Below are 12739 nucleotides of genomic sequence, written 5' to 3'. Positions count from 1 at the left end.
AGAGTAGCCGTCAGTTACCATTTATCCTCACATACAACGAGGTTGATTTGTCACAGTTCCATCAAGCCGTAAAGAGAATTATCGAGCGAGTTCAGCAATCGGAAGGCAATCAAACACGTCTGGTCGAGCCCCTTAGCGAGAAACCTAATTTCTCATTTATTGATTGGCTTGATGCACAACCACTTTTCCCTAAGTTTTATTGGCAGTCCCGCGATACACGTGAAGAGGTCGTTGCACTAGGGCAATTGCACGCTTTTGTTGAGCCAGGTCCTGCTTATACCATTCTAGGTGAAGGGCAAAGAGTCTGGGGCGGGCGCTCTTTTGATGGACAGCATGAGAAGAATCGTCGCTGTATGCCTTCTTTTTTCTTTTTGCCTCAAATTGAGTTAATTCGTTTTGACCAACAGTGGTCTCTCGCAGTTAATATTTCAGAAGACAAAGCGCGAACTCTAGCTGGGTTGAATAAACTGGTTTGTGAGGTCGCGGCCTTAGCTCCAATTTCGTCTCACATCCGCTCTATTGTTCACACGCCAAGTCAGCCTCAATGGAATGAGTTAGTTCATAAGGTTCTGACTGGTATAGAGAATGATGATTTTAAGAAAGTGGTTTTAGCGCGTCGCTCTACCGTGCAGCTTGATAACACATTAAGTGCTGCACAGCTACTTAAAGCAAGTTACTTAAATAACCATCATAGCTTCCATTTCATGCTGAGCTTAGACAGTAAGCACAGTTTTATGGGGTCTACGCCAGAACGTTTGTATTCTCGCGTAGGGCATGAGCTACATACCGAAGCGTTAGCAGGTACGATTGGTCGGGGAGACAATGCCACTCAAGATATGGAGTTGGCGAATTGGTTATCCCAAGACCAAAAGAACCTCAACGAAAACCAGTATGTGGTGGACGACATCATTGATCGTCTATTACCGCATTCTGAAATGGTTGAAGTGGAAGCTGAACCGAGTTTGGTCAGACTACGAAAAGTGCAGCACCTTAAGCGAAATATTCACGCTAGTCTAAGAGCGGGGATAAATGGTGTTCAGTTGTTATCGGCGCTTCAGCCAACAGCGGCGGTTGCTGGCTTACCCCGACAAGAGTCCATGCAGTTTATTCTTGATAATGAGCCCTTTGCACGCGGCTGGTACGCGGGGTCAATGGGTTATATAAGCCATGAACGAGCAGAGTTTTGTGTCGCAATCAGAAGCGCGCTTGTGCTCGGTGATCAAGTACAACTGTTTGCGGGCGCAGGGATTGTGCCTGGTTCTGTGGCAGAACATGAGTGGGCAGAACTTGATAAGAAAATGTCGACGTTACTTACGCTGATTTCTGATCATCCGCCATTGGGAGTCGCATCATGAGTCATGACCAAGCGGTGCTCAATCGAGTTTGGTCAGAAACCATATTGATTGAGCTTCAGCGATTTGGCGTTAAGCATGTTTGTATCGCTCCCGGATCTCGTTCTACTCCTTTAACTTTAGAAGCGGCAGAACAGTCCGACTTTTCCATTCATACTCATTTTGATGAGCGTGGACTGGGCTTTATGGCTCTTGGTTTAGCGAAAGCTACTCAGGAGCCAGTGGCAATTATCGTTACCTCTGGTACGGCAGTGGCGAACCTATTACCGTCGGTTGCCGAAGCCAAACTTACTGGTGAAAAACTGGTGCTGCTGACAGCAGATCGTCCAGTAGAACTTGTCGGCTGTGGTGCAAACCAAGCGATAAATCAATTGGGTATTTTTTCACATCATGTCTCGGCCAGTTTGAATTTACCAAGCCCAAATTTAGCAACGTCGCTTAACTGGTTGCTGACCTCTGTTGACGAAGTGATGTTTACTCAGCAATTGCAGGGTAGTGCTGTTCATATTAATTGTGCATTTCCAGAGCCTTTGTATTCCAACGGCGCAAAAGCGGATTATCAAACCTACTTAGATTCGGTCGCCGGATGGCGAAAAGGAAGCGGCACTTATACTCAGCGTTTTAGCCATTTGTCACAGGCGAACATCCCGCCTTTTTCGGACAAAAAAGGCTTGGTTGTGATTGGCAGCTTACCGCTTGAACAAGCGCGTTCGGCGCAGGCATTTGCACAAAAGATGGGATGGCCAGTACTTGCAGACCCGCAAAGTGGCCTCAGTTCGGATTGGGCGTATTACGATGTATGGCTTCAACTTCCCGAGTTTGCAAACGAGCTTGAATCTTGTGAACTTATTATCCAATTTGGTAGCCGAATCATCTCCAAACGTTTGAACCAATGGATTGATAAACAAGTATCGAAAAATCAACAAAGTAAAGACGTTCAGTATTGGTATGTCTCACCTTGTATGGACCGGAATAACCAAAATCATCTGGCGCAAATGCACTGGGTTGAGCCTCCTAAAACGTGGGTTTCTCGCATTAGTTTTGAGAAGTCAATATTTGCTGGGTGGGCTGATAGGTTAGCGAATGACGTTAAGCGAGTTCATCAACGTATCGAAGAAGCCTTCCTATCTGATTCAGCGTCTGCCATTGACGAAATTGCGTTGGCAGCAGACATCAACGAGCGCACAAAGAACGTAGATGTTTTCTTGGGTAATAGCTTGTTTGTTCGGCTTGTCGATATGTACGGAAAATTGGATGGTGTAGAGGTTTTCACTAATCGAGGCGCGTCAGGGATTGACGGTTTGTTTGCTGCAGCATCAGGCGTGCAACGGGCAAGAGGTAATCCGTTACTGATGTATATCGGTGACACAGCAGCACTTTATGATCTCAATTCTCTGGCGCTATTTTCTCACAATAAACTGCCGGCGGTACTTGTTGTTACCAATAATGACGGCGGTGCGATTTTTGATATGTTGCCAGTACCACCAGAGCGCAGGACGACATATTATCAAATGCCTCATGGTTATCAGTTTGAACACGCGGCAAAGCAGTTTGGTTTGGCGTATTTGCATGTTTCTACACTGGAGCAATTCCAATCATCTGTAAAAGAGCATTTATGTCACGGCCAAGGAACGTTGCTGGTCGAGGTTCAAACCCCATCTAACCAAGCAGCTGAGACACTCAAGGCATTTAATAAGAGTCTGAATGCTTTACTTTGAACGTTTCCCTGTATTAGAAAAACACCAAAGTAGAACGTTGCCCACTTTGGTGTTTTTGCATGGCTTACTCGGTAGCGGTGCCGATTGGCTCGCGTGTTTAAATGCATTACCCGAATATGAGCGTGTTACGGTTGACCTTCCTGGTCACGGACGCAGCCAATCTATTTTTTGCTGCGATTTAAATGATTGCTGCAAACTTCTTGGTTCCACACTATCTTTATTATTTCCCTCACAACAACCACTTATTTTGATTGGATACTCTATGGGCGGCCGCATTGCGATGCATGGTATTGCCCATCAATGCTTTCCAGAGCTCAATATTGCAGGCGCGATTATTGAAGGGGGAAACTTCGGGCTTCAAACTGAGTCAGAGAAACAGGTGAGATTAGAGAATGATGCTCGCTGGGCAATGCGTTTCAAAACTGAACCACTTGAACGTGTTTTGAACGATTGGTACCAACAAGCGGTGTTTTCTTCACTAAACCATGAGCAAAGACAAACATTCATTGCGAAGCGAAGTGATAATCTTGGCTCAGCGGTGGCGAATATGTTGATGGCGACATCGTTAGCCAAACAGGCATATTTGTTGCCCTCACTGCAAAAGCAGAACATACCAGTGTATTACTTGTGTGGTGAGAAAGACCAAAAATTTAGCCAACTGGCACAACGTAGCGGGTTGGCGTATCGACAAGTTGAAGGCGCTGGTCATAACGTCCATCAAGAGCAGCCCAAACAGTTTGCGATACATACCAAGCAAATAATTCAGTCTCACTTTGGTGAGAGTAACGAGAACAATGGGAATCACCATGGCTAAAACAGTAGGCATTTCTGAAGAAGAACTTTACGCTCCGGTTCAATGGAAAGATTGCGGCGAGAAATACGAGGACATTCATTACCATAAGTCTGAAGATGGTATCGCGAAAATCACCATTGCGCGTCCTCAAGTGCGTAACGCGTTTCGTCCTCAAACGGTAAAAGAGATGATTGATGCGTTGGCAGATGCGCGTTACGACTCTGGTGTTGGCGTGATCATTCTGACAGGTCTAGGTGAAGACGCATTCTGTTCTGGCGGCGACCAGAAGATCCGTGGCGACTACGGCGGCTATAAAGACGACCAAGGCACACATCACCTCAACGTATTGGACTTCCAACGCGATATTCGTACTTGTCCAAAACCAGTGATCGCATCGGTATCTGGTTGGGCTGTTGGCGGTGGTCATGTACTGCATATGATGTGTGATCTAACAATTGCAGCTGACAACGCTCAATTTGGTCAAACAGGCCCTAAAGTGGGTTCATTTGACGGCGGTTGGGGCGCATCTTATATGGCTCGTATCGTAGGCCAAAAGAAAGCTCGCGAAATTTGGTTCCTATGTCGTTTCTACAATGCTCAAGAAGCGGTAGACATGGGCCTAGTAAACACAGTTGTACCACTAGCGGATCTAGAGAAAGAAACCGTTCGTTGGTGTCGTGAAGTACTACAGCACAGCCCAATGGCATTGCGCTGCCTGAAAGCTGCATTAAACGCAGATTGTGATGGTCAAGCGGGTCTGCAAGAGCTAGCGGGTAACGCAACGATGATGTTCTACATGACTGATGAAGGCCAAGAAGGTCGTAATGCCTTTAACGAGAAGCGTCGCCCAGACTTCGATAAATTCCCTCGCAACCCATAATCCGTCTAAATGAGGAGCGTGTTAGCTCCTCTGTTCCTTTTTTCCTGAGCGCCTCGCCCTCTGGGAGGCTGGTGGGATTGCTCGTCAGAACGCTCAAATATACGGCATTACATAGGACTTGAATTATGCGTGAAGCGAAAATTTATCGTTATAGCTTGCCCATGGATAGTGGTGTCATCCTACGTGACAACAAGCTAACCGAACGTGTTGGTTATGTTGTTGCGCTTTCCGAAGATGGTAAAACAGGGCTTGGAGAAGTCGCTCCTCTTCCTGGTTTTAGCTTAGAGAGCACCGAAGATGCGGGTGTTCAGCTACAAGAACAGGCGGAGCGTTGGGTAGCAGAGTTGGATGTGGATTATGCCAAGATGTACCCGTCGGTTGCGTTTGGTTTATCGATGGCACAGCTTGAATTAGCTGGTGGCTTACCACAACAAGGTAAATACCAAACAGCGCCACTATGCACTGGCGACCCAGATGAGCTCATTCCAAAGCTGAACGAAATGGAAGGTGAGAAAGTCGCTAAGGTGAAAGTTGGACTTTATGAGCCAATTCGCGATGGCATGCTTGTGAACCTTTTTCTTGAATCAATCCCTCAATTAACGCTTCGACTCGATGCCAATCGCGCTTGGACACCAGAAAAAGCGCAGCAGTTCGCTAAGTACATTGCTCCGTCTCTGCGTCAACGAATCACGTTTCTAGAAGAGCCGTGCCGCTCTCCTGGCGATAGTCTCTCTTTTGCGATTAATACTGGTATTGCTATCGCTTGGGATGAAACATTGCAAGATGCGGTTCGTCGTGAAGATTTCCGTCTTGAAGATCTAACTGGTGTGAAAACGATCATCATCAAACCCACACTCATTGGTTCAGTGGATTTTTGTATTACACTGATAGAGAAAGCGAAGTCACTGGGGATGAAAGCAGTGATTAGCTCGAGCATTGAATCCAGTCTCGGTTTAACTCAATTAGCGCGCTTTGCCCAATGGCAGCTGCCTGATGAAGTTCCAGGTTTGGATACGATTGGCTTACTCAAAGCTCAGCTAGAGCAGGGCTGGCCTAAGTGTGAACTTCCCGTTCTTCCTCTAAAAGACCAGGAGATTGTGTGGCATTCTGCGTAGACAATATTGCGAAGGCACCATGGAAATATTGGGCTCAAACGAGCCCTTTTTCTATTGCACTCAAGACATCAACAGAAGTATTAAACTGGCAACAACTCTCGAAGCGTATTGACCAATACACTCACTATTTGAATGACTTGGGTGTAACTCGGGGGGATGTGCTGACTTTGGTTGGCAAGAACCAAGTAGAAACACTGTTGTTTTATCTTGCCTCCAAACAGTTAGGTGCGCTCGCTGCGCTGACCATGGAACAACCACTAGATAAGTTGCAGGGTAAGCTTGCTACACTTTACAGGCCTGATCAAACTCGGTTTATCTGGTTTTCTCAGGAGTGCGCTTCGACCTTTTCTGAACATGATATACAAAAACTCAAGGCAACATTGCTTTCATCGCCTGTAGTATCACAGCAAGAGAGTGATTCGTTGACTGAAGATAGCTATCATCATGACCGGCTCGCTTCAGTAGTATTTACTTCTGGCTCTACAGGGGAGCCTAAAGCTGTGGTTCATACACATCGACAGCATCTTGCGTCTGCAGAGGGCTTGTTGCAGGAGTTCATTTTCACTCAGCAAGATGCTTGGCTGTTATCGCTTCCGCTGTATCACGTCTCTGGATTAGCGATTGTCTATCGTTGGCTATATGTCGGAGCAACACTAAAAGTCGGTTCAGGGAAACTTGTTGATGATGTTCAGGGCGTATCACACGCTTCTTTGGTTGCGACTCAGCTCAAACGGTTATTGGATGATGATGCACATTTGTCATTGACACATGTGCTACTGGGCGGCAGTCACGTTGATCATGAGTTGGCACTACGAGCATCAGGGCAAGGCATTGAGACGTGGTTAGGTTATGGGATGACGGAGGCGGCCTCTACCGTTACCGCAAAGAGAATTGACAGCACCAGTAATGCTGGACATGTATTGAAGCACCGTAAGATAAAATTAGTTGACCAACGCATTTTTGTTGGCGGTAAGACATTAGCGGCAGGGTATTTCCATCAAGGACATGTTACCCCATTTCTGGATGAGAAAGGCTGGTTTGACAGCAAAGATCTTGGCGAGTGGCAAGGTGATGAATTAAAGATAATCGGCCGTGCCGACAATCAGTTTATCTCTGGTGGTGAGAATATCCATTGTGAAGAGATTGAAGCCGCTTTGAACCAAATTGATGGTGTAGTGCAGAGTATAGTGGTTCCAGTCGAAGACGCGGAGTTTGGTCATAGACCAGTAGCTGTGATTCAGACCAATGGATTGCGCAGCAAGTCGGAGTATGACCAGCACTTGCAATCAAAGTTAGAGAAGTTTAAATGGCCAGTGGAATACCATGTAATGCCACTAACTCTACTAGAAGGTGGGATCAAAATTTCACGTAAGGCCGTGAAAGAGTGGCTGCTGTCATCACTTCAGCATTAGTCAATTTTGCTATGTATTAGTCATAAAGAGAATTTCGTATCCTTATAACTCTGAATCATAATTATGCTTCTTCGTGGAGATAAAATGCATAAGGTTCAGGATGGCAAAGCTAGTTTTAATTGCGGCAGTAGCACTACAAATTGGTATCGCGATAAGTAGTGAAGGGCTAGCCCGCTCTCTTGCAGAGCTAACGGCATTTTTGATCGCTATTGCGTTGGTCGTTATATACAAAAATAGCAAACGGGAAATGCCGTCCCCTCAACGCGATAAGCAGACCACCAATATCTAAAACAGTAACCAACTTAGAGAAGTGGTCGAAATTAGCACCCACAGAGTCACACCAAACAACAGTGGCTTAGCTCCAGCAGACTTTAGTTTTGAAATTGAAATGCTGCAACCTATCAAGAACAGACATACAACCAATGCTTGCTTTGCTCCAATGAAAATGCCGTGATAGACCATTTCAAATTGAGGAAAGAAGTCGCTAAACGCGATAGCTGCACAGTACCAAAAAATGAAATAAGGGATAGCTAGTTTTTTCTTTCCATTCTCTTTTTGGCCTCTTGAAAAGATGACGGCACTGATCAAAGCAACAGGAATGATCCATAAAGCGCGCGCGAGTTTCAATGTTGTTGCCGTAGTTAGCGCTTCTTCCCCATAGGCCGAGGCAGCCCCGACAACAGAAGATGTGTCATGAATGGCAATCGCAGCCCATGTGCCAAACGTGTGTTGATCTAGCCCTAAAGCATGTCCAATCACAGGAAACACAAAGAGTGCAATGGAGTTCAGGACAAATACCGTTGCCAGTGCTAATCCAATCTGCTCGTCTTTCGCTTTAATCGCCGGTGCCACAGCAGCAATTGCGCTACCACCACAAATTGCAGTACCTGATGAGATTAAGTAAGCGGTTACTCGCTCCAATTTAATTACCCTGGCAATGAGAGTGCCCATGAGCAGTGTGCCTGTAATAGTGGCGATGATCAGGCCGATACCATCCGATGTGACTGCAAGCGCTTGCTCGAAGTTGATGCCAAAGCCTAAGCCAATAATCGAATAAGACAGCAGCTTTTTAGTAAAAGAAGCGATGGGCAGCTCGGAAGGCACAAAACCAAAACTTGCGAGTAGAACACCGATAACTAGAGCAATGGGAGAGGAGGCAAGGGGGGTTAAACAAAAAAGTAACGCCAATCCAAACAGGAGGTAGTTTCTATTCAAGGTTTTTATTCGCTGTTGTGAATGAAAGGGAGAGTATATCGCACTGGGTGTGGTCAGTTTGTCTTAATGATTTGAACACATGTTCAGTTATCCTAAACATGTGTTCAAGTGTATTTATCGCCAGTCGCCTCTGAGTTGATGCACTTTATCGAACATTGTTTTTGCCGTTGCTTCATTTGGTGGCACCGGTTGTCCTGCCTCTATTTCTAGCTTTGACCAAAATCGAGTCGGTAAGCCACAGCATGCGCGACCTTTTGCGCGGCTGAAATAGCTTCCCCATAAGCCTTTAAGTGCAACAGGTATGACGGGTACTGGGCTACGACGTAGAATGATATCAATACCGCGCATGAATTCATTCATTTCACCATCTGAAGTTAATCTTCCTTCAGGGAAAATACAGACGATATGACCTTCGCTTAGCGCGGCTTCCACATCGTTAAATGCACGTCTGATAGAGCTTCTGTTACTCGCTGAAATTGGAATTACCCCAGTTCGACGTAAAAAGCGCCTTAATGGAGGTAGGTTGGCGTAATCTTCCTCCATCACAAAACGAATCAACCTTGGGCATACTGCACTAAGTAGCAATGCATCCATGTAGCTTACATGATTACATACAATTAATGCCCCACCATGCTCGGGTAGGTTGTGTAGATTCTTATGCTTAACTCGATAGATGGTGTGCGTAAGCATCCACATGACAAAGCGAACTACAAAAATAGGAATTTGCAAAAAGATGTAAGCTGCGACTAAGAAATTTAAAATGGCTAACAATGCAAACAGCTGAGGAATTGTCATCTTGATTACACTTAAGCACACAATACCTAAGACAGCGCTGCCGACCATAAACAGAGAGTTAAAGATATTGAGCCCTGCGATGACTTGAGCACGTTCGGTTTCCTTTGCTCGATGCTGCATTAATGCGTAAAGAGGCACGATAAACAAACCGCCCGAAGCGCCAATCATCAATAGGTAGAAAAATAATGGCCAAAAAGGCTCATATCTAAAGAAGTCTACAAAGTTATGGAAAACAGGTAGATCATTGGGAATGGAAGTGGCCATTAGGTACCCAAATACCGTAATGCCAAAGGCACCAATTGGCACAATACCGACTTCGATACGATGGTTTGAGATCCAATTGCAAAGTAGCGACCCTAGCGCGATACCAATGGAAAATAGAGCGAGCAAGAAAGACACCGCACTCTCGGTGCCATTTAGGTAAATCTTAGTGAAATTCGGGAATTGTGTTAGATATGCGGCGCCTAAAAACCAAAACCAGCTTATTGCCATTATGCATTGAAAAACAACTCGATCGGATTTGGCGATAGAGAGCGTGTGTTTGGTTTGCTTGTATGGTTGCCAACGAAAAGAGAGATTGGGTGCGCTGGCTGCAGCAAAGGGGATTGAGCGGCTCGACAAGTAGCCTAACAATGCGAAGATCACGACACAAAATGCGGCGAGGTATTTTGCGTTGTCTGCAGAGGCTATAATCCCAGCGCCTAAGGTGCCAATAAGGATGGCGATAAAGGTACCAGCTTCAACAAGAGCGTTGCCGGGCACTAACTCTTTAGCATTTAACTTTTGAGGCAAAAGGGCATATTTAACTGGGCCAAAAAATGCTGACTGTGTGCCCATTAAAAACAGTAGCAATAAAAGCACACCATAACTTTCGGTTATGAATCCGATGGCACCTAACAGCATGATGGCTATTTCAAATAGTTTGACCTTACGAATAAACCATGACTTTTCATATTTGTCGGCTAATACGCCAGCGGAAGCAGAGAACAGAAAGAACGGTAGAATGAACAAGCCTGCCGCAAGGTTGATGAACAAATTGCTCGAAATAGGTAGTGCACTGGAGCCAGCGAATGCGACAAACAACAGCAAAACGTTTTTAAAAATATTGTCGTTGAAAGCGCCAAAAAACTGAGTAATGAAATAGGGCAGGAACTTTCTCTGCGTAAGTAAGGACGGCTGTCTGTCGGATGACATGGATAATCCTTTGTTACCAGTTCGTGAGGTAGTTAGAAAGAAGATTACTGATCAATTCTTTGCCATCAATCGGTTCACTAGAGAAAAACTTATCATCAACACTGAGTAAAGTAATGCCATGTACGCCAGACCAAAGGACTCGACTCGCTTGAATCACTTCGGATTCAGTACGATGTGGTGCGATTTGAGCCAATAGTGACTCTAGCATTCCCGTCATACCATCGATACGTTTGGCATGCCATTCCGGAAGTTCTGCTCCATTCATGTTGTGTTCGAACACTAACTGCCAACGGTATGGGTGTTTTTGAGCAAAATCGTGGTAGCAATAAGCGAGTTCAAAAAGCGCTTGATGGGAGTCTTTGCTGTCATTAGTCGCTTTGCGTGCTTCTTGAGATAACTCATCTAAAGTTTGAGCGACAACATGAAGCAACAACAAATTATAATTACCAAAAACATTTACCAATGTGCTTGGCACGTAACCAATCATGTTAGCGATTTTACGAAGACTGAGTTCGTGGTAAGAATTCTCATCTAAAAAGTTTTTGACCGTTGTTAAGGTCAAATTCACTAACTCTTCTCGGGTGTGATCGTTTCTGCGCGCCATACTCTCAAACTACTTTATTGAACATCGTTCAATATGATAGTCAGCTACCTATTAACCGTCAACAAGGCAATGTGTCCAAGTGCCCTCAAGGTGTAGGATTCTGAGCTGTGTCACTGATTCTAATTCAAGTAAAACAATCTGGAGTATTAGTGAACTTATTCCATACTTTTTTTACATTGATCAAGCGCCTTCAGCTGAATTGTAAGCAGTGTGAGCAGTCTGCATTTTTGGCAATATTCTGATACATGTCAGCTTCTATAAGCTATTTTCATCAATCGGTATACAGAGTATGATGACTTAAAAATCATCTTTGGCGTGCTACTGTTTGAAACAACGATTGTTTCGTCTTGAAAATGGGGCACTATCTTAGATAGCTAACTTTAAGGATAACGATGAAACGTTTATTTTCTATTGTTGCTTTATTGATGTTTACTGTTGCTGTAACGCCTATCGCGGAAGCGAAGAAGTTTGGTGGCAGTAAGTCTTTCGGTAAGAGCTACAAAACTGCACCAGCACCGAAACAACAGCAACAAAACACCAATACGGTCGGCAAAGATCAGACGACAAAGTCTTCAAGTAAGAAAGGCCTTATGGGGGGGCTGCTAGGCGGACTTCTTGCTGGTGGTCTACTTGCTGCATTCTTTGGCGGTGCTTTTGAAGGTATCCAGTTTATGGATATCCTAATTATTGGTTTGATTGCCTTTGTCATCTTTAAACTAATGCGCGGTATGCTAGGTGCGAAGCAGGGCAGTATGAACCAGCATCGTCAACAGCCTGCATTTGGTGGCAACGCATCTAAGTTTGAGCAACCAAACATGCAAAACTTTGAGCAACAACCAAACACAAATAATGGTGGCTTTGGTGGTTTTGGCGCTCAAACAGACGTACCACATAACTACCCACCGGGTTTTGACCAAGCAGCGTTCATTAATGGTTCTCGTGAACACTATCGAATCCTGCAAGGTGCGTGGAATCACAACCAGCTAGAAACTATTGAAGAATATGTTTCTCCAAGCTTGTTTGAAGACCTAAAAGCAGAGCGCGCGAAGCTCGACGGTGAGCAGCATACTGACGTAATGTACGTTGATGCGGAGATCGTCCGTGCTGATTACGATGCAAATAAAGCACAGCTTAGTCTGCAGTTTAGCGGTCGTTACCGTGACACAGTAGAAGGTGTTGAAGAAGAAATCGAAGATATCTGGCACCTAGAGCGTGACTTGACTGCGCCTAATGCGCCATGGTTAATCGTTGGTATTCAAGGCTAGTCACCTTTAAACCAATTTAGTCACTAGTAAAAATCCCGCATCCCCTGCGGGATTTTTTGTATCTATCATTTATATTTCTTGTACGTGTTTTTATGCAAACATCACTAATTGAGTCCGTTTGGTAATTTTGCGAGCCCACTTTTTCTAGTAAGTCCTCAAGTGTTTTCCTATTTATATTGAACATTCATATTAAGGCCATACGAACTAACAAAATCAAAATAGCTAGTACATTGTTTGTAGGGTAAAGATCTGCTCCTCAGCCTTTTGTTTGTGGAGTTTCACATGGGGTTGGTTGCTTTAGTGAGATTGAGTATAGGTTATACCAATCGTAGTAAATAACTGGTCATTCTAGCTTGTTAAAATACTCGATAACTGCGTTGCAATTTTTGATTGTAG

11 protein-coding genes are annotated in these 12739 nt (G+C 44.8%); 8 read left to right on the top strand and 3 right to left on the bottom strand.

Annotation, left to right across the window (positions count from 1 at the left end; translation table 11 throughout):
- Positions 1-47 precede the first annotated feature (47 nt).
- The 7 genes from R7P35_RS12065 to R7P35_RS12035 all read left to right on the top strand — a co-directional run bounded on the left by R7P35_RS12065 (position 48) and on the right by R7P35_RS12035 (position 7559).
- Positions 48-1355 carry an isochorismate synthase MenF gene (locus tag R7P35_RS12065; RefSeq protein WP_053303262.1) on the top strand — a complete coding sequence of 436 codons (1308 nt, stop codon included), beginning with the start codon at positions 48-50 and terminating at the stop codon, positions 1353-1355.
- Positions 1352-3070, top strand: a complete 1719-nt coding sequence (gene menD, locus R7P35_RS12060) for a 2-succinyl-5-enolpyruvyl-6-hydroxy-3-cyclohexene-1-carboxylic-acid synthase (protein WP_053303261.1) — start codon at positions 1352-1354, stop codon at positions 3068-3070. Before R7P35_RS12065 ends, menD begins: the two co-directional genes overlap by 4 nt.
- Positions 3057-3884: a 2-succinyl-6-hydroxy-2,4-cyclohexadiene-1-carboxylate synthase gene (menH, locus tag R7P35_RS12055; protein WP_042524030.1), complete on the top strand. Its 828-nt coding sequence runs from the start codon at positions 3057-3059 to the stop codon at positions 3882-3884. The genes menD and menH overlap by 14 nt, the downstream gene beginning before the upstream one ends.
- Positions 3877-4743 (top strand): 1,4-dihydroxy-2-naphthoyl-CoA synthase, encoded by an 867-nt coding sequence (gene menB, locus R7P35_RS12050; protein WP_104975975.1) that lies wholly within the window; start codon positions 3877-3879, stop codon positions 4741-4743. The genes menH and menB overlap by 8 nt, the downstream gene beginning before the upstream one ends.
- Positions 4744-4868: 125 nt before the next feature.
- Positions 4869-5858 (top strand): o-succinylbenzoate synthase, encoded by a 990-nt coding sequence (gene menC / locus R7P35_RS12045; RefSeq protein ID WP_064367948.1) that lies wholly within the window; start codon positions 4869-4871, stop codon positions 5856-5858.
- Positions 5843-7270: an o-succinylbenzoate--CoA ligase gene (gene menE, locus R7P35_RS12040; protein ID WP_104975976.1), complete on the top strand. Its 1428-nt coding sequence runs from the start codon at positions 5843-5845 to the stop codon at positions 7268-7270. The genes menC and menE overlap by 16 nt, the downstream gene beginning before the upstream one ends.
- A 100-nt stretch (positions 7271-7370) precedes the next feature.
- Complete coding sequence (locus R7P35_RS12035) at positions 7371-7559, top strand: hypothetical protein (RefSeq protein ID WP_005382314.1); 189 nt, start codon at positions 7371-7373, stop codon at positions 7557-7559.
- Here R7P35_RS12035 and R7P35_RS12030 read toward each other — a convergent pair.
- The 3 genes from R7P35_RS12030 to R7P35_RS12020 form a co-directional block, all read right to left on the bottom strand.
- Complete coding sequence (locus R7P35_RS12030) at positions 7556-8485, bottom strand: YeiH family protein (protein ID WP_104975977.1); 930 nt, start codon at positions 8483-8485, stop codon at positions 7556-7558. The genes R7P35_RS12035 and R7P35_RS12030 overlap by 4 nt on opposite strands.
- A 114-nt stretch (positions 8486-8599) precedes the next feature.
- On the bottom strand, positions 8600-10474 hold the full coding sequence (locus R7P35_RS12025; protein ID WP_025766947.1) for an MFS transporter: 1875 nt from the start codon (positions 10472-10474) through the stop codon (positions 8600-8602).
- Positions 10475-10487: 13 nt separating this feature from the next.
- A complete protein-coding gene (locus R7P35_RS12020; protein WP_005382308.1) occupies positions 10488-11078 on the bottom strand; it encodes a TetR/AcrR family transcriptional regulator in 591 nt (196 codons plus the stop codon).
- A 392-nt stretch (positions 11079-11470) separates the two neighbouring features.
- On the opposite strand from R7P35_RS12020, the gene R7P35_RS12015 reads away from it, so the two are divergent.
- Positions 11471-12343, top strand: coding sequence for a Tim44 domain-containing protein (locus R7P35_RS12015; RefSeq protein WP_005384268.1), 873 nt, complete (start codon positions 11471-11473; stop codon positions 12341-12343).
- The last annotated feature ends 396 nt before the right edge of the window (positions 12344-12739 follow it).

It is taken from the genome of Vibrio sp. Vb0304 (genome assembly GCF_033338995.1).
GTDB classification, from domain to species: Bacteria; Pseudomonadota; Gammaproteobacteria; order Enterobacterales; family Vibrionaceae; genus Vibrio; species Vibrio alginolyticus.
The sequence above is the reverse complement of the archived record's forward strand: the minus strand, read 5'-3'. Positions and strand labels throughout refer to the sequence as shown.